Raw genomic sequence first — 18853 nt, 5'->3', positions numbered from 1 at the left:
TATTATAAGTTATCGGAAGAATAGATATAAAAAAGGGCTGCTTATTAATAAGCAGCCCTTTGGTGTTATCTACGGATTAATCCGTGAAACTTATTAGTATTGAGGCTTAGTCATGCCTGCGCCAGCTTTGTTTGACGCTGCTTGGCTACCCGCACCTTTCGGTACAAAACGCTCAGTACGGAAGGGAGCTGCAACAACTTGAATCTCTTTGATCTCTTGAGGACCCGGCGCTTTAGTCATTGGTGAACCTGCTTGCTTTTTAGCAACCACAGCCTTTGGTGCCGCTTTAGGAGCTTCTGCTTTTACAACAGGAACTTCTTCAACTTTTACACTTTCAGCGTTAGGAGTTTCAACAGCGACTTCAGGTTCAACAACGGGTGTTGCTTCTTCTGATTGTACAGGTTTAGCTACAACAGGAGCTTCTGCTACTGGAGTTTCAACTTTCGTCGTTTCAACAGCGATAGGAGCTTCTTTAATAACGGCTGGAGCTTCAGTTACCTGAGCTTCAACGTTAACTTGTTGAGTTGCAGTTTGCTCAATAATAGCAGCATCGTCACGACGAATGATTACTTTACCCATAGCCAGTTCAGGACACGCAAAGCCACCTGCCATAACTACGTTGCTTTGTGGTGCTGTATCTTGAGCAACATTTTGCTCTTGAACAGCAACTTTAGTCTCTGTACTCACTTGAACTTCAGTCACTTCAGGTTTTGCCTGTTTGTGATGAGGCTTTGGTACGAAGCGAGGCATTACTTTACCCATAGCCATCTCAGGAGAAGCTACGCCACCTTTACGTAGGCGGAATGGGTTAGGGCGACGATCACGACCACGACGACGACGTTGACCACTTGCACGTAGATGACGTGGAGAACGACGGTTACGACGTTGTTTTGGCTCTTCCTGTTCAGTTTGCTCAGAGTTTGCTTGAGTTGCTTCTACTTGTTCCGCAACTTTTTGCTCTTTTGCTACTGACTGTTCTTTTGCGACAACTTGCTCTTTAGATGAGTTGTCTGCTTCAGCTTGAGCTTGTTGGTCTTTAACTCGAACTTGTTTGTTCAGTTTACGACGCTGACGACGCTCTTTAATCTTAACAGCTTTAGCTTCAGGTTTTGCCTTAGGCGCTTCAGGCTTGTCAGCTTGAGCTTCTGCCGCCAGCTGTAGACCTTCTTCTGCTAATTTAGATGGTACTTGCTCTTCGCGTTGCTTCTGCTCATCACGTGGCTTGTTGCGACGATCTTGCTTTGGCTTACGAGGTTGACGAGTTTGCTGTGGAGCTGCTTCTTTTTGCTCTTCAGGTTTCTCATCACGTGCAGGTTTGCGACGACGTTTGTTGTCACGGTTTTCGTTACGGTTGTCACCACGTTCGCCGCGTTGTTCACCACGCTCGTTACGTTGTTCGCCACGGTCACCACGTTGGTTACGACGGCGGTTGTCGTTACGATCACGGCGTTGACGGTTACCGTTGTTACGATTGCTTTTAGGTTTCTCTTCTTCTTGCTTCTCTTCTTTTTTCTCTTCTTGAGTCGAAGAGCCAAATAGGAAGCTACCGATAGCCTTGAAGAAACGACCGATTAGACCTGGTTCTTGAGTTGTTACTGGCTCAGCTTTCTTCTCTTCTACAGCTTTTGGAGCTGGAGTCGGTGCTGATTGAGCTGGAGCTGCAAAGCCTTTTAGAGCCGGCTCTTCGAGCTTCTTAGGGCGAATAGTCTGTTCTGCAGGTTCTTTGCTTTCCGCTTCTTTAAGCGCATCTAGCTTTTGAGGAAGTAGGTAAGACAGTAGATCAAACTCTTCACCTTCACGAACACGGATAACCTCAAAGTGTGGCGTTTCCATGTCTGAGTTAGGAACAACAGTGATCTTAACTTCTTGGTTCTTCTCAATGTGGTTTACTGAGCGACGTTTTTCATTCAGAAGGTAAGAAGCGATTGGAACAGGTACAACAGCAAGTACTTGCGCTGTATTGTCTTTCAGGGCTTCTTCTTCAATCAAACGTAGAACAGACAGTGCTAGAGATTCGTTATCACGAACAACACCAGTACCTGTACAACGAGGACAAATGTGGTGGCTTGCTTCTGCTAGTGATGGGCTCAAACGTTGACGAGACATCTCTAGAAGACCAAAGCGAGAAATACGGCCAATCTGAACACGTGCGCGATCTAAACGAACGGCATCACGTAGACGGCTTTCTACTTCGCGTTGGTGGCGAACCGGAGTCATATCGATGAAGTCGATAACAACAAGACCGCCTAGGTCGCGTAGACGTAATTGACGTGCAATTTCATCGGCCGCTTCTAAGTTAGTATTTAGCGCTGTTTCTTCAATATCGCCGCCCTTTGTTGCACGAGCAGAGTTGATATCGATAGAAGTCAGAGCTTCTGTTGGATCGATTACGATAGAACCACCAGAAGGAAGACGAACTTCACGTTGGAAAGCAGACTCGATCTGGCTTTCAATCTGGTAATGGCTGAATAGAGGCACTTCACCATCGTATTTCTTAACGCGATTCATGAAATCTGGGCGTATTAATTGAATGTGCGCTTGTGCACGTTCAAAAATAGTGTTGCTGTCGATTAGAATCTCGCCAATATCACGACGTAGATAGTCACGAATCGCACGAACGATTACGTTACTTTCTTGGTGAATAAGGAAAGGGGCTGCGTTTGAATCAGAAGCTTGCTTGATAGCGCCCCAGTGATTCAATAGAACATTCAAGTCCCACTCTAGCTCTTCTGCACTTTTGCCAACACCCGCTGTACGCACGATTAAGCCCATACCTTGAGGAAGTTCAAGAGTGCTTAATGCTGCTTTCAGTTGAGTGCGTTCATCACCTTCGATACGACGAGAAATACCGCCAGCGCGAGGGTTATTAGGCATAAGAACTAAGTAACTACCTGCCAAAGAGATGAAAGTCGTCAGTGCAGCACCTTTGCTACCACGTTCTTCTTTCTCTACTTGTACGATCACTTCCTGGCCTTCTCTTAGCACTTCTTTAATGCTAGGGCGGCCTTGGTATGTATAACCTTCAGGGAAGTATTCGCGGGCAATTTCTTTAAGAGGGAGGAAACCATGACGTTCTGCGCCGTAATCAACAAATGCCGCTTCTAGGCTTGGTTCAATACGGGTAATACGTCCTTTGTAGATATTCGCTTTCTTTGACTCGTGACCTGGACTTTCGATATCTAGATCGAACAGTCGCTGGCCATCAACCAAAGCGACACGCAACTCTTCTTTTTGAGTTGCGTTAATTAACATTCTTTTCATTTAGAAATTCTCATTGTCTTTTCTTATTTTCATCATTGTTCTTATCGCTTTATTTCGTTTCTCATGGTGCCAGATCCCATGGCTTTATCGGTGCAGCCTCCCGGCTGGAGAGGGATGCTCTGGGGCACGTCAGTCATCATAGGGAGTTAGCCTATGATCCGCGATGTGGCGGTGAATACTCAACATGAGTGTACGTGAGTAGAGCGATAAGGAGCTCAGTTGACCGTGTCTTACGCCGATTGCAGCACTGTCTAATCTGAGTTATCTACTCATTTACTTGCTTATGAATGGTTAGCTGTTTAAATAATAGTCAAACCACTGATAGCAGCTGTGAACTATAGCAGCGGTCGGTAAACACAGCAATCTGCTTTGTCGGAATGCTGTAAAAAAAACAGTTTTTGTTTGGGTTTTGATAGCTCTAACTCACTGTCTATAAATAATTTATCATTTGATATTTTAATTTGCAGGAATCTTGATGCTTTTTTGTTCGAAGAATCAAAGAAATATAGAACTTCGAGTGCAATTTAGTGATTGATTCGAGACTATTAAGCGTAAATTAGTGCGGAATAGTGCTAAGAAAATCTCAATTATCAAAAGTGACAGTGATACAATAACCGCATGAGCGAAATTAGAACCCAAGTCCAGTTTGTCGACATCGACGAAGATATGGCTGGTCAGCGTATTGATAACTTCTTACGCAACCAATTAAAAAACATCCCGAAAAGCATGATTTATCGAATCGTGCGTAAAGGCGAAGTCCGCGTAAACAAAAAACGCATTAAAGCTGAGTACAAACTAAAAGCTGGTGACTTAGTTCGTATCCCACCAGTAACGATTGAAGAGAAAACAGAAGAGAACATACCGAGCACAAAACTCAACAAGGTTTCTGAACTAGAACAGTGCATCATTTATGAAGATGATCATCTGTTGATTCTTAATAAACCGTCGGGTACTGCTGTTCATGGTGGTAGTGGGCTAAAGTTTGGCGCGATTGAAGCATTGCGTGCACTTCGTCCTGATGCTCGCTTTCTTGAGTTAGTGCATCGGATTGATAGAGATACGTCTGGCATTCTACTTGTTGCTAAGAAGCGCTCTGCACTAAGACATCTTCAAGCGCAGTTCCGTGAAAAAACGGTTCAGAAATACTATTTCGCTTTGGTGATGGGTGAATGGAAGAACAGTTGTAAAGTGGTCAATGCACCTTTGTTGAAAAATGAAGTAAACAGCATTGTTCGTGTTAACCCAAATGGTAAGGCGTCTGAAACTCGTTTTAAGGTTTTAGAAAAATTCCAAGACGCGACTTTGGTTCAAGCGAGCCCTATTACCGGCCGCACCCACCAAATTCGTGTGCATGCTCAGTATACTGGTCATCCGATTGCTTGGGATGACCGTTATGGCGATCGTCGATTCGATGCTTATACGGGTAAAGTTGGATTGAATCGTTTGTTTCTTCACGCAGCAAACATCAAGTTTACTCACCCAGGTAGCGAAGAGAAGATGGATATCTCAGCGCCAATGGAAAAAAGGCTAGAGAAGGCCCTGACTGGTTTACGTAAGCTTTAGAAATATACGAGTTCACAAATTTTTCGTGAATTGAGTATCTGAGCTTTAATTAGAAAAGGTTGACGAATATCGTCAACCTTTTTGTTTTCATATGTTGTCGAAGATCCTTAACTCGCTCATCCCTTCTCTTGAGGATGACGAAATTTACTGAAAGACCGTTTCGCTACTTATTTCACTTTTCTTTCTCGTCGTTTCTTAAACGGACGAAGGAAGGAGTAGGGAACCCTTAACAAAGAGAGAGTATTTGTTACAGCACTCTCATTCCTTGCGCTTCTAACATATCGACTAAATCGATCAGAGGTAACCCGATCAAGGTATTTGGATCTTTGCCTTCCATTTGTTTGAACAAAGCAATGCCTAATCCTTCACACATAAAACTGCCTGCGCAGAAATAAGGCTGCTCTTTCTCAACATACGAAATGATTTGTTGCTCTGTTAGATCGCGGAAATGCACCACGAAGGTGTCGAGACGCGTGTCAGCTTTATTGGTTTCGCTGTTCCAAACGGAAAGTCCAGTATAGAAAGTGATGCTTTTACCACTTTGGCGAGATAGTTGCTGAATTGCTTTTTCACGAGTGTGTGGCTTACCAATGATCTCATCGTCAATCACACAAACCTGATCAGAACCAATCACTAATCCTGGTTGTTCAATTGTACAAGACTTGGCTTTCGTCTCAGCTAAACGCATCACTAACTGCTGAGGTGTCTCTTCTGGAAACGGTGTTTCATCGCAGTCAGGCTTGGCTGTTATGAAGTCTAAGTGTAGTTTTTTGAGGATCTCTTGCCTAAATGGTGAGGTAGAGGCTAAAACTAGTTGGTAATTTCTCATTTTAATTTACAATTCACGGAAGCATTTATCTCAGGATAACGTAACTTGTCCTGCTATTCATAATGCTCTGAATAGGAAAGGCAGGAAAGTACATTTTTTTTGCCATTTCCTTTGACTAAACATGATTTGGAAGATAAGATTCGCGCCCTATGCAAAAGGAAAAAATACCGCGTACAGTTGATCCGGCAAGAACGGCTCAAAAACGACTCGATATGGATGGTATCATCCAAGTCAGTCTTTTAAAGCGTCTAACCGAAGCAACTGAAGGCGTAAAACGTGACGCGCAAGTCTCAATGTCATTTGGGCTTGATGAACAACGATTAGTCGTTATCTCTGGTAAAGCTAACGTCGAAGTCGATTTAGAGTGTCAACGTTGTAATGAGGTTTTCGCGCATGAGTGCGATGTCCAATTTACTTATACTCCTGTTTACAGCGAGAAAAGTGAAGAGGAAGCACCGGAAGAGTACGATTTGGTAGATCTGAACGAGTACGGTGAGTTAGACCTGATTCAATTAGTTGAAGACGAGTTCATCCTTGGATTGCCACAAATAGCAATGCACGACGATGCGAAATGTAGCGTTAACTCAAATAACTTGGTGTTTGGTGAACTTCCTGAAGAAATTGAGGAAGACAAAAAGCCGAATCCATTTGATGTTTTAAAAAACTTGAAGAAGTAACTTATTAACAAATAAGTATCTTTAAGAATTTACATAGGAGTAGGGTCAATGGCCGTACAAAAGAGCAAGAAATCACGTTCAATGCGTGGCATGCGTCGTTCACACGATGCGCTAACTACAGCTGCACTTTCTGTAGACGCAACTTCAGGTGAAACTCACCTACGTCACAACGTGACTGCCGAAGGTTTCTACCGCGGCAAAAAGGTTATCAACAAGTAAGGTTGACCTTTGCAAAATCTAACCGTTGCGCTTGATGCAATGGGCGGAGACTTCGGTCCCCGTGTAACAGTGCCTGCCGCCGTGCAGGCACTGTCGTATTTCCCAGAGCTAAAAGTCATTCTCATAGGTGATCGAAACGCGATCACATCTCAATTATCTTCATTAGGTCAAATGCCTGATTCTCGTTTGAGTATCCAGCACTGTGACCGAGTTATCTCCAATTCTGAAAAACCGTCACTAGCCTTACGTAATAGTCAGGGTAGCTCTATGCGTGTCGCTATCGATCTGGTTGCCGAATCACAGGCTGATGCTTGTGTGAGTGGTGGTAACACTGGTGCATTGATGGCTTTGTCTCGTTTCCGACTCAAACTCCTCCCTGGTATTGATAGGCCTGCATTGGTTTCCGCTTTGCCTACTGCCTCTGGTAACCGGACGTGGATGCTTGATTTAGGAGCAAACGTATCTAGTGATGCGGATTCACTCTTTCAGTTTGCCGTGATGGGCAGCGCATTAGCAGAACAACATTTAGGGCGAGCTCCACGCGTCGCTATTTTGAATATTGGTGCAGAAGAAATTAAAGGCAACGACCTTGTAAAACGATGCGCCGAAATGTTGGCTAATACTCAATCCGTTAACTTCATAGGCTATATTGAAGGTAATCAACTACTTCAAGATGCAGCTGATGTCGTCGTATGTGATGGTTTTGTGGGCAATGTCTGCTTAAAAACGTGCGAAGGTACAGCTCAGCTCTTTATTGATAAGCTAAAAACGCGCATGATGGCTTCAACAATAAAGGGTTGGATTGCCAGAAAGCTGTTTTCTGAGCTATTTACTGAATTAAAAACCTTGAACCCCGACCAGTATAACGGCGCAAGTTTGTTAGGATTGCGCGGCATTGTCATTAAAAGTCATGGAAGTGCTGATGTGTCTGCAGTCGTCAACGCGATTGGTGAAGCAGTACACGAGGTCAAACGACAAGTCCCCAGCCGCATTAGCGATCGTTTGGAAGCGGTTTTACTCGAGAGGCATTATTAGTCTTCATGTATAGCAAAATTTTAGGTACTGGCAGCTACTTGCCATCTCAGGTGCGTACTAACGCAGACTTAGAGAAAATGGTAGAGACTAGCGATGAGTGGATCGTTGCTAGAACAGGTATTAAAGAGCGTCGTATTTCAGCGGAAAACGAAACCGTTGCTGATATGGCGTTTTACGCTGCTGAAAATGCCATTGAAATGGCAGGTATCGACAAAGAAGATATTGATTTAATCATCGTTGCGACAACCAGCAGTAGCCATACATTTCCGTCTTCGGCATGTCAGGTACAAGGCAAACTTGGTATCAAAGGTTGCCCTGCGTTTGATTTGGCTGCGGCATGCTCTGGCTTCGTCTATGCATTGTCTGTTGCTGATCAACACATCAAGACTGGCATGTGTAAAAATGTTTTGGTGATTGGTGCTGATGCACTGTCAAAAACCTGTGATCCGACTGACCGCTCTACTATCATCTTATTTGGTGATGCAGCAGGTGCGGTGGTTGTAGGCGCAAGCGAAGAGCCAGGTATTTTGTCTACTCACATATACTCTGATGGTAAATACGGTGAGCTTCTAAGCCTAGAAGTACCAGAGCGTGGCGGTGATGCAGACAAATGGCTGCACATGGCGGGCAACGAAGTATTTAAAGTAGCTGTAACTCAGCTTTCTAAGCTGGTAAAAGACACATTGGCTGCGAACAATATGGATAAGTCAGAGCTTGATTGGCTAGTTCCACACCAAGCGAACTACCGTATTATCTCGGCAACTGCTAAAAAGCTGACGATGTCACTTGATCAAGTGGTGATCACCCTTGATAAGCACGGCAATACGTCGGCAGCTACCGTACCTACAGCACTTGATGAAGCTGTGCGTGACGGGCGAATTAAACGTGGTCAAACGCTTCTACTTGAAGCATTTGGCGGCGGCTTCACTTGGGGTTCTGCGTTAGTTAAATTCTAACCTCAAGCGAAAATCAACAAACAAGGCACATAACTTATGTGCCTTATTCAATTTTTGCTTTGCTTAAAGGAAAATTACAATGAGCAAGTTTGCTATCGTATTCCCAGGCCAAGGCTCTCAAGCTATCGGTATGCTTGCTGACCTAGGCGAACAGTATGATGTTGTAAAACAGACATTTGCTGAAGCTTCAGAAGCACTTGGTTACGATCTATGGGCATTGGTTCAAGATGGTCCAGTAGAAAATCTAAATGAAACTTTCCGCACTCAACCGGCTCTATTAACAGCGTCTGTTGCAATTTGGCGTGTATGGCAAGAGCTTGGCCTAGAGCAACCTGCAAACTTAGCAGGTCACAGCTTAGGTGAGTACTCTGCACTGGTTTGTGCTGGTGTCATCGACTTTAAAGAAGCGATCAAATTGGTTGAGTTACGTGGTCAGCTGATGCAAGAAGCCGTTCCTGCAGGCGTTGGAGCAATGTACGCAATCATCGGTCTTGACGATGAAGCGATTGCTAAAGCGTGTGAAGAAGCTGCGCAAGACGAAGTTGTGTCTCCAGTTAACTTTAACTCTCCTGGCCAAGTTGTTATCGCAGGTAACAAAGCGGCGGTAGAGCGTGCTGGTGCACTATGTAAAGAAGCCGGCGCAAAGCGTGCGCTTCCTTTGCCTGTTTCTGTGCCATCTCACTGTGCACTGATGAAGCCGGCAGCAGACAAACTAGCGGTTGCTCTAGAAGCGCTAGAGTTCAATACGCCAGTACTGCCTGTTATCAATAACGTTGATGTTATTGCTGAGACAGACCCTGCGAAAATCAAAAATGCACTTGTTCGTCAGCTATACAGCCCAGTTCGTTGGACTGAAGGTGTACAGGCAATGAACGAACAAGGCGTAGAGAAACTACTAGAATTAGGTCCAGGTAAAGTTCTTACTGGCCTAACAAAACGAATCGTAAAAACTATGACAGCTGCTGCAGTTAACGACACTGCATCACTAGAAGCTGCTAAGTAAATAACCACTTAATAGAGAAGTTATGATGAATTTAGAAGGCAAAGTTGCACTAGTTACAGGCGCAAGCCGTGGTATCGGTCGTGCAATCGCTGAACTTTTAGTTGAGCGTGGTGCTAAAGTTATCGGTACAGCTACTTCTGAAGGCGGCGCAGCTGCAATCAGTGAGTATCTGGGTGAGAACGGTAAAGGTCTTGCTCTTAATGTCACTGATGTTGACTCAATTGCTGCTACACTGAAAACCATCAACGATGAATTTGGTGCGATTGACATTCTAGTTAACAACGCTGGTATCACTCGTGATAACCTACTTATGCGTATGAAAGACGATGAGTGGAACGACATCATTGATACTAACCTAACGCCTATTTTCCGCATGTCTAAAGCTGTATTGCGTGGCATGATGAAGAAGCGTCAAGGCCGTATTGTTAACGTTGGTTCTGTAGTTGGTACTATGGGTAACGCTGGTCAAGCTAACTACGCAGCTGCAAAAGCTGGTGTAATTGGCTTTACTAAATCAATGGCTCGTGAAGTTGCGTCTCGTGGCATTACAGTAAACACTGTAGCGCCTGGTTTTATCGAAACAGACATGACTAAAGCGCTAAATGATGACCAACGTGCAGCAACTTTGGCGAATGTACCAGCAGGTCGACTAGGTGACCCTCGCGAAATCGCTGAAGCTGTGGTATTTTTGGCGTCACCTGCGGCAGCTTATATCACAGGTGAAACACTTCACGTCAATGGCGGTATGTACATGGTGTAAATTATGTGCAACATTTGTGCATGATTTAAGTCAAGATCATACGTAATTTCGGTTAAAATCGTGAAAATTGTGGTTTGACCAGAAAAGTTGACCTTGCAACTTTCAATAGATTGAATAAACTACGGAAAACATCGCATAAAGCGAACTCTGTAAAGGAAAAGAAAAAATGAGCAACCTCGAAGAACGCGTAAAGAAAATCATTGTTGAACAGCTAGGTGTAGACGAAGCTGAAGTTAAAAACGAAGCTTCTTTCGTTGATGACCTAGGTGCAGATTCTCTAGACACAGTTGAGCTAGTAATGGCTCTAGAAGAAGAATTCGACACTGAAATCCCAGATGAAGAAGCTGAGAAAATTACTACTGTTCAAGCAGCTATCGATTACGTAACTAGCGCTCAGTAATAATCTCTCCCAGGCGGTCACCTCGACCGCCTGTGTTTTATCTAACTCATCTATCCTCATCTTAAATCACCTCAATCTCCGGAGTGTAAAATCGTGTCCAAGCGTCGTGTAGTTGTCACTGGCATGGGTATGTTGTCACCGGTAGGCAACACTGTAGAATCTTCTTGGAAAGCCCTGCTAGCTGGTCAAAGTGGTATCGTTAATATCGATCATTTTGATGCAACCAATTTCTCAACTCGTTTTGCAGGTCTAGTAAAAGACTTTAACTGCGAAGAGTATATGACTAAAAAAGATGCTCGTAAGATGGACTTGTTCATCCAGTACGGCGTCGCAGCAGGTATTCAAGCTTTAGATGATTCAGCCCTAACTATTACTGAAGAAAACGCTCCACGTGTGGGTGTTGCTATTGGTTCTGGTATTGGTGGTCTTGGTTTGATCGAAGCCGGTCACCAGGCTCTAACTGAAAAAGGCCCTCGTAAGATTAGCCCGTTCTTCGTACCGTCGACGATCGTGAATATGATTGCTGGTCACATGTCTATCATGCGTGGCCTACGCGGTCCAAACATCGCGATTTCTACTGCATGTACGACTGGCCTACATAACATTGGCCATGCAGCTCGTATGATTGCATACGGCGATGCTGACGCAATGCTAGCGGGTGGTGCTGAAAAAGCATCAACTCCACTAGGTATGGGCGGTTTTGGTGCGGCTAAAGCATTATCTACTCGTAACGATGAGCCTCAAAAAGCTTCTCGTCCATGGGACAAAGGCCGTGATGGTTTCGTTCTTGGTGACGGTGCTGGCATGATGGTTCTTGAAGAGTACGAACATGCGAAAGCTCGTGGTGCTAAGATTTACTGTGAGCTAGTTGGCTTCGGTATGTCGGGTGACGCTTACCATATGACATCTCCAAGTGAAGATGGCTCTGGTGGTGCATTAGCAATGGAGGCGGCTATGCGTGATGCAGGCATTACTGGTGAACAAATCGGTTATGTTAACGCACACGGTACTTCGACTCCAGCAGGTGACGTAGCGGAAGTTAAGGGCATCAAGCGTGCTCTTGGCGAAGCAGGCAGCAAGCAAGTATTGGTATCTTCTACGAAATCGATGACTGGTCACCTTTTAGGTGCTGCTGGTTCTGCTGAGGCTATCATCACAGCGATGTCTCTGGTTGATCAAATTGTTCCACCAACAATCAACCTAGATGATCCTGAAGAAGGTTTAGATATTGACTTAGTACCTCACACTGCGCGTGAAGTTAGCAACATGGAATATGCTGCATGTAACTCATTCGGTTTCGGTGGTACAAACGGCTGTTTGATCTTCAAAAAGATTTAATCATCTTATTAAAGACGTAAACACTCGTAGATAGTCACAATTAGACTTGTTTTTAAACGGCTTGATGCTTTAGCATTGAGCCGTTTCTTTTTATGGGGAAAAACATGTTTTGGGTTGATGGGGAAAGCCAGCAAACTATCGATATTTTGGATCGCTCGTTTCAGTACGGAGACGGCTGTTTTACGACAATGCTCGTGAGTGATGGTGAGATACAACATTTTCACGATCATCAGCGTCGTGTCGATGATTGCCTTAAAGCGTTACGCATTTCCGCACTTGATTGGGATGTGGTTAACCTTTGGCTCGATAATGCGCTTCGACATATCCAAGATAACGCTCTTCATAATGAAAAAGCAGGGATTAAGCTGCATGTTAGCCGTGGAGCCGGTGGGCGAGGCTACAGTACTAAGAATATCGTCAAACCGACAATAACCATCACTATCTTTGATTACCCCTGTCATTATTCAGCGTGGCAAGACTCCGGTGTTGAACTCGGTATCTGTGATCAAGCGCTAGGTTTGAGTCCGCTGCTTGCTGGCCATAAGCACAATAACCGTCTTGAACAGATTTTGATGAAAGATGAAATGGATCAGGCGAATGAAGTGGATGGTGTGGTGCTTGATATTTCAGGCAATGTGATTGAAACCACCATGGCAAATCTATTTTGGCTCAAAGGTCAGTCGATATACACACCTCAACTCACGCAAAGTGGTGTAGAGGGGGTTATGCGTAAGCAAGTGTTAACCGCGCTGAATCAAGCTGAACTTTCCGTTACAATTAGTGATTATTGCTTATCTCAACTCATGCAAGCTGACGAAGTTTTCATGACCAACTCCATTTTAGGGGTTGCTCCCGTTATCCGTATTAGTGATACCCAATTTAACATTGGAACCGTTACTCGTAGCCTTCAAGGACAACTAAACTCGTGATCAAAAAGTTATTTATTTTTATTATCTTGTGCCTAATCGCAGTCGCTGCTGCTGGGTTCTATGTATACAATCAAGCACAAGATAACCTGAAACAAGTTATTCAATTAGAAAAACCGCAGGTTGTGACAGTTGCTTCAGGAAGCAGCTTTAATCGTGTTTTAGCACAGTTGATTAATGAGGGGCTTTTTGAGGCTTCTCCTTACGAGAAATTAATCCGTAAGTTGCACCCTGAGCTTGTAGACGTAAAAGCGGGTACATTCCTGCTTGAGCCTGGTTTAACCCTCGAGCAAGCGCTACAAGTGCTGGTCGAAGGGAAAGAGCATCAATTCACGATTACTTTCGTAGAAGGCAGTCGCTTTGATGAGTGGCTTGTTCAGCTGAAAGATAACGAATTCATTCAACAGACGTTGGATGGTGCCTCTGAAAAAGAGATCGCTCAAAAGCTCGGTATTGAAAACGAAAAGCTAGAAGGACTTTTTTTAGCAGAAACGTACCACTACACCTACGGTACAACGGATTTAGATTTGTTGAAGCGCGCGCATCGAGACCTAATGAGCGTGGTGAATGAAGAGTGGGTAAATCGAGCGGATAAACTGCCTCTTAAATCGCCATACGAAGCGCTAATTCTTGCATCTATCATTGAGAAAGAGACCGCCGTTGCGTCAGAACGTGAGCGTGTTTCTTCTGTGTTCGTTAACCGTCTGAACAAGCGTATGCGTTTGCAAACTGACCCAACGGTTATCTATGGTATGGGTGACAGCTACGATGGCAATATCCGTAAGAAAGACTTACGCACGCCAACGGCATACAACACCTATACAATGAGTGGTTTGCCACCGACACCTATCGCCATGGCAGGTAAAGCGTCTATCAACGCGGCGTTGAATCCAGAGAAGAGCAACTACTTGTATTTCGTTGCGAGTGGTACTGGCGGTCACGTATTTTCAAAGAGTTTGACTGAGCATAACCGTGCAGTACGAGCTTACTTAAAACAATTAAGAAAAAACAAATAAAGAACAAATTATGAATCAGTCGAAATTTATCGTGGTCGAAGGCCTTGAAGGCGCTGGCAAAAGCACAGCAATCAATGCCATCGTTGAGACATTAAAAGCGTCGGGTGTCGAGAATATTGTTAATACTCGCGAGCCGGGTGGTACTGTCTTAGCTGAAAAGATGCGCTCATTGGTTAAAGAAGAGCACGAAGGCGAGAAGCTTCAAGACATGACTGAATTGCTTCTGATGTACGCAGCACGTGTTCAATTAGTAGAGAACGTTATCAAGCCCGCACTCGACAGTGGTCAATGGGTATTGGGTGACCGTCATGATATGTCTTCACAGGCATACCAAGGTGGTGGTCGTCAGATCGCACGCACGACTATGGAATCACTGAAAGCAACTACACTAGGCGGCTTTAAGCCCGATCTAACGCTATATTTGGACCTAGACCCTAGAGTTGGGCTAGAGCGTGCTCGAGGTCGTGGTGAGCTTGATAGAATTGAAAAGATGGACATCTCATTTTTCGACCGCACGCGTGAGCGCTATCTAGAAATTGCAGAACAAGATGATTCTGTACTTGTGATTAATGCGCAGCAAGAAATTGAGCAAGTAGCCGCTGATATTAAAGTCGCGCTAAGTACTTGGCTAGATAAACAGTAGGTAGTCATGGCTGAAGTGTATTCTTGGCTTGCTCCCGTATGGAGTGAGTGGAAAAAAAGTCTCGATGCAGAGCGCTTTCCCAATTCTGTTATTGTTAATGCGCCGGAAGGGCTTGGCGTTGATGCGCTGATTGGCCAACTTACTGCGTCATTAATGTGTACTAATTATGAAAGTGAGTCTTGTGGCTTTTGTCATAGCTGTGAGTTAATGAAGTCGGGAAGCCATCCTGACTTCCATGTACTCTCACCTGAAAAGGAAGGTAAGTCGATCACGGTTGACCAAGTGCGTGCGAGTAACCGCTGGGCCCAACAGTCTTCACAGCTAGGGGGTGTACGTGTCATCTTGCTTGAGCCTGCTGAAGCAATGAACGAATCTGCATCGAATGCGCTTTTAAAAACGCTGGAAGAGCCATCAAGCAAGTGTATTTTCATTCTTTCTACGCGTAACAGCCATCGCTTGATGCCAACTATCCTAAGTCGTTGCCAGCAATTTAATGTGGTGAGTCCTCAATTAGACGTTGGTTCTGCATGGTTAGATAATGAAGTGGGTAAAGCCGTTCCACCGTATGTTCTAACACTGAATGACAACGCGCCTTTAAAAGCAAAGGTGATGTTTGAACAAGGTGGTGTTGATACTTCAACTAAAGCGCTAGATGGCTTTGTGAATGTTATCAAAGGTACTCAACCTGACATGTTAAAATTCTCTACAGAGCTTGGTAAAGACCCTTTGATTCAACTTGGTTGGTTATGGCATTTACTCTCCGATGTACAGAAGCTGCATTTCGGCTTGACCAATAAAGCTATTACACCAGGTGCGAAAGCACTGTTTGAGGTGATGTCTTACCAAAGTGCTTATGCCGCCTCGAATAAACTGCTGACATTGATTGAGCAGTTAAAACAACACCCTGGGCTCAATACGGAGCTACTCATAATGAATTGGCTAATTGCCACTTGCGAGGAAACATGTTCGTAGATTCCCATTGTCATTTAGACAAGCTAGATTACCAAGATTTACACACTAGTGTAGAAGATGTCGTTAACAAGGCAAAAGCAGCAAACGTTGAGCAGCTGCTTTCTGTTGGTGTGACACTAGATTCGTTCGAAAATATGCTCGATATGATCGCACCGTTTGATAACGTGAAAGCCTCTTGTGGTGTTCATCCTCTCGATGTAGAAAGCGATTTCTGTTTAGAAAGAATGCGCGAGTATGCGAGTAATCCAAAGGTTGTGGCGATTGGTGAAACTGGCCTTGATTATCACTATCAGCCTGAGACTGCAGAGCTACAGCAACTACGATTTAAGCAACATGTAGAGCTCGCTGTAGAGCTTAATAAGCCATTAATCATTCACACTCGTAACGCTCGTGAAGACACGTTGGCTATTTTACGTGATGGCGGTGCTGAAAAGTGTGGCGGTGTTATTCACTGCTTCACTGAAGATCAATCGTTCGCTGAAGCAGCGATGGAGTTAGGTTTTTATATATCAATTTCAGGAATTGTTACCTTTAAACAGGCCACAGAACTGAAGGAGGTTGTCAAGAATCTGCCTCTCGATAGGCTATTGATTGAGACTGATTCTCCATACTTGGCACCAATTCCATATCGTGGCAAACAGAATCAGCCTGCATATGTAGTAGAAGTTGCCGCATATATCGCGCAATTGAAAGGTTTATCGATGAAAGAGGTTGCTGAACAAACGACCAGAAATTACCAAAAACTTTTTTTGCGATAAAAAACTACGTAAGTAAATAAAAGGGAGCGAAAGCTCCCTTTTTGTGTTTTTGATCACCAAAAGTGCGTTTTTTTTTAATGTTTACGAATTATGTTGAACTTGAGAGGGCCATTTATAACATTTGTAATTTTGTTACTAAAAATAACATTCACTCCTATTTTATTCACTCAGTAAAATAATAAGACCTTCAAAAAATATATTTATTTTTCAATGTATTAGGCTCTTGTAAAGGATTGCATTTCTAGATTTGACATGTGATCCAAGACGTGTTTTGAAACTAAATTTCGTAAGTGACTAGAAAGTTAGTTCCCCATCAATATATATTTAGCGGCAGAAAATATAATGCAATACATGGTTACATTTTCGCAGGGTGCTAACATAAAGGCTACGGGGGTGTGCCGTTAGAACCCATATAATTATTTTATCTTTATCAGGAGCATAAACATGTTTAAGAACCTTTTTGCTAGCCTGCAGAAAGTTGGTAAGTCTCTGATGCTACCAGTATCAGTTTTACCAGTTGCGGGTATTTTGCTAGGTGTCGGTGCAGCAGACCTTCCTTTCATTCCAGAAATTGTTTCAAACTTAATGGAACAAGCTGGTGGTTCAGTATTCGGTCAAATGGCACTACTGTTCGCAGTAGGTGTGGCACTTGGCTTTACTAACAACGATGGTGTAGCGGGTCTAGCTGCTATCGTTGGTTACGGCATCATGACTGCTACACTAGGCGTAATGGCCGGTGTAATGGGCGTTGATAAAATCGATACTGGTGTACTAGGTGGTATCCTAGTCGGTGGTGTTGCTGCTTGGGCATTCAACCGTTTCTTCCGTATTCAACTACCAGAATACCTGGGCTTCTTCGCTGGTAAGCGTGCTGTGCCAATCATCACAGGTTTCTCTGCGATTGGTCTAGCAATCCTACTTTCTGTAGTTTGGCCACCAGTTGGCGGCGCTATCTCTGCGTTCTCTGATTGGGCAGCTCACCAAAACCCACAAGTGGCGTTTGGTATTTATGGTATCGTTGAGCGTTCTCTGATTCCATTTGGTCTTCACCACGTTTGGAACGTACCTTTCTTCTTCGAAGCTGGTACTTGTGTAAACGCAGCTGGTGAAACTCAAAACGGTGTTCTTACTTGTTACCTAGTTGCTGATGACGCATCTCGTGCTGCGGGCAATGGCTTCGGTCAGCTAGCTGGTGGTTACATGTTCAAGATGTTCGGTCTACCTGCTGCTGCAATCGCAATTGCACATTCGGCTAAACCTGAAAACCGCGCTAAAGTAATGGGCATCATGGCTTCTGCTGCGTTGACTTCATTCCTAACGGGTATCACTGAACCAATCGAATTCTCATTCCTATTCGTTGCTCCTGTACTGTACGCAATCCACGCTCTACTAGCTGGTTCTGCTTACGTTCTTGCGAACACTCTAGGTTTTGTACACGGTACATCTTTCTCTCACGGTCTAATCGACTTCCTAGTTCTATCTGGCAATGCGTCTAAGATGGGTCTAATGGTTGTATGTGGTATTGGTTACGCTGCGATTTACTACATCGTATTCCGCACTGTGATTAAAGCTCTTGACCTTAAAACTCCAGGCCGTGAAGACGAAACTGAAGAAGAGTCAGTTGCTACTGGTTCTGAACTTGCTGGTGAGCTAGTTGCTGCATTTGGCGGTAAAGCTAACATCACTGGTCTTGACGCTTGTATTACTCGTCTACGTGTTGCAGTTGCTGATACAGCTATTGTTGACCAAGACAAACTGAAGAAACTAGGTGCTGCTGGTGTAGTCGTAGTAGCTGGTGGCGTACAAGCTATCTTCGGTACTAAGTCTGACAACCTTAAGACAGACATGGATGAGTGGATCCGTAACAACGGTTAATCACTGATTCAATAAATTGAAAGGAGGCCTTTAGGCCTCCTTTTTGGTTTTTTGCTCTATGAAAGATCTTGATACGTTTAATCTCTGTGAGCTCAATCTGCTATCTTTAACTTTACGATGACACCACTGTTTGTGATTCATGTAACCTATCGTTTTTTAAAACAGTCTGAGAATATTATGAAACATCGTTACTTGATCGGCCTTATGTGTTGCAGCGGGGTCTCGTTTGCCCATGCTTCTGAAGCTCCAGATTTAGAAGTTGGTCTCGCTATTGACCAAGACCTAAGTGTCGTTGTGGAGTTTGATCAGAAGTATCGCGCAACTATTGGCAATGACGGCGCTGCATTTGACTACATTTGGAAGCGTGGTCAGTTTGAGACGGAAGCTCCGTTGAGCTGGTATGTCGGTGCAGGTGCGTGGGCTGAATGGAATGATGACTTTGGTTTGCGAGTACCTTTAGGCGTGAAAGTGAATTTCTACGAAGGTTGGAATGCGTACGCACAAGTTCATCCTGAACTCGACATGTATAAAGGTGTTGAGTTACAAGTCGGTGGTGCACTGGGTGTGACTTATAAGTTCTAAAATGAACTTACACCGTTTTTAGAATGAAAAGGCCAGCATC

Annotated in this window: 18 protein-coding genes; 16 read left to right on the top strand and 2 right to left on the bottom strand. The window is 44.2% G+C overall.

Annotated elements, in window-relative coordinates; genetic code table 11:
• Positions 1-93: 93 nt before the first annotated feature.
• On the bottom strand, positions 94-3261 hold the full coding sequence (rne, locus tag ACFI6G_RS14910; protein ID WP_171343588.1) for a ribonuclease E: 3168 nt from the start codon (positions 3259-3261) through the stop codon (positions 94-96).
• Between the two features lie 618 nt (positions 3262-3879).
• Between rne and rluC the strand changes: the two genes are divergently transcribed.
• Positions 3880-4824, top strand: a complete 945-nt coding sequence (gene rluC / locus ACFI6G_RS14905; RefSeq protein WP_016783818.1) for a 23S rRNA pseudouridine(955/2504/2580) synthase RluC — start codon at positions 3880-3882, stop codon at positions 4822-4824.
• 247 nt (positions 4825-5071) lie between these two features.
• Here rluC and ACFI6G_RS14900 read toward each other — a convergent pair whose 3' ends face one another.
• Entirely contained in the window at positions 5072-5653 is a 582-nt protein-coding gene (locus tag ACFI6G_RS14900; RefSeq protein WP_010437248.1) for a Maf family protein, read from the bottom strand.
• 149 nt (positions 5654-5802) lie between these two features.
• Here ACFI6G_RS14900 and yceD point away from each other — a divergent pair, with 149 nt between their 5' ends.
• The 15 genes from yceD (at position 5803) to ACFI6G_RS14825 (ending at position 18813) form a co-directional block, all read left to right on the top strand.
• On the top strand, positions 5803-6330 hold the full coding sequence (gene yceD / locus ACFI6G_RS14895; RefSeq protein ID WP_010437250.1) for a 23S rRNA accumulation protein YceD: 528 nt from the start codon (positions 5803-5805) through the stop codon (positions 6328-6330).
• Between the two features lie 48 nt (positions 6331-6378).
• Positions 6379-6549 carry a 50S ribosomal protein L32 gene (gene rpmF, locus ACFI6G_RS14890; RefSeq protein WP_004737376.1) on the top strand — a complete coding sequence of 57 codons (171 nt, stop codon included), beginning with the start codon at positions 6379-6381 and terminating at the stop codon, positions 6547-6549.
• 9 nt (positions 6550-6558) lie between these two features.
• Entirely contained in the window at positions 6559-7584 is a 1026-nt protein-coding gene (gene plsX / locus ACFI6G_RS14885; protein ID WP_010437265.1) for a phosphate acyltransferase PlsX, read from the top strand.
• Positions 7585-7589: 5 nt separating this feature from the next.
• Positions 7590-8540, top strand: a complete 951-nt coding sequence (locus ACFI6G_RS14880; protein ID WP_010437276.1) for a beta-ketoacyl-ACP synthase III — start codon at positions 7590-7592, stop codon at positions 8538-8540.
• A 79-nt stretch (positions 8541-8619) separates the two neighbouring features.
• A complete protein-coding gene (fabD, locus tag ACFI6G_RS14875) occupies positions 8620-9543 on the top strand; it encodes an ACP S-malonyltransferase (RefSeq protein ID WP_016787169.1) in 924 nt (307 codons plus the stop codon).
• A 25-nt stretch (positions 9544-9568) separates the two neighbouring features.
• Complete coding sequence (gene fabG, locus ACFI6G_RS14870; protein WP_010437280.1) at positions 9569-10303, top strand: 3-oxoacyl-ACP reductase FabG; 735 nt, start codon at positions 9569-9571, stop codon at positions 10301-10303.
• Positions 10304-10469: 166 nt separating this feature from the next.
• A complete protein-coding gene (acpP, locus tag ACFI6G_RS14865; protein WP_004737381.1) occupies positions 10470-10703 on the top strand; it encodes an acyl carrier protein in 234 nt (77 codons plus the stop codon).
• 93 nt (positions 10704-10796) lie between these two features.
• Positions 10797-12041, top strand: a complete 1245-nt coding sequence (gene fabF / locus ACFI6G_RS14860) for a beta-ketoacyl-ACP synthase II (protein WP_010437291.1) — start codon at positions 10797-10799, stop codon at positions 12039-12041.
• 104 nt (positions 12042-12145) lie between these two features.
• A complete protein-coding gene (gene pabC, locus ACFI6G_RS14855) occupies positions 12146-12970 on the top strand; it encodes an aminodeoxychorismate lyase (protein WP_010437294.1) in 825 nt (274 codons plus the stop codon).
• A complete protein-coding gene (mltG, locus tag ACFI6G_RS14850; protein ID WP_010437296.1) occupies positions 12967-13983 on the top strand; it encodes an endolytic transglycosylase MltG in 1017 nt (338 codons plus the stop codon). Before pabC ends, mltG begins: the two co-directional genes overlap by 4 nt.
• Before the next feature lie 10 nt (positions 13984-13993).
• On the top strand, positions 13994-14626 hold the full coding sequence (gene tmk / locus ACFI6G_RS14845) for a dTMP kinase (RefSeq protein WP_016767656.1): 633 nt from the start codon (positions 13994-13996) through the stop codon (positions 14624-14626).
• Between the two features lie 6 nt (positions 14627-14632).
• The gene (locus ACFI6G_RS14840) at positions 14633-15598 is read left to right on the top strand and encodes a DNA polymerase III subunit delta' (RefSeq protein WP_010437302.1); all 966 of its coding nucleotides are present in this window, start codon (positions 14633-14635) and stop codon (positions 15596-15598) included.
• Positions 15589-16356, top strand: a complete 768-nt coding sequence (locus ACFI6G_RS14835; RefSeq protein WP_010437305.1) for a TatD family hydrolase — start codon at positions 15589-15591, stop codon at positions 16354-16356. Before ACFI6G_RS14840 ends, ACFI6G_RS14835 begins: the two co-directional genes overlap by 10 nt.
• 444 nt (positions 16357-16800) lie before the next feature.
• Entirely contained in the window at positions 16801-18231 is a 1431-nt protein-coding gene (gene ptsG, locus ACFI6G_RS14830) for a PTS glucose transporter subunit IIBC (RefSeq protein ID WP_010437309.1), read from the top strand.
• Positions 18232-18408: 177 nt separating this feature from the next.
• On the top strand, positions 18409-18813 hold the full coding sequence (locus tag ACFI6G_RS14825; RefSeq protein ID WP_010437311.1) for a hypothetical protein: 405 nt from the start codon (positions 18409-18411) through the stop codon (positions 18811-18813).
• Positions 18814-18853 lie beyond the last annotated feature (40 nt).

This window comes from Vibrio sp. PSi01 (genome assembly GCF_054960695.1).
This window is presented reverse-complemented; position numbering and strand designations above follow the sequence as displayed.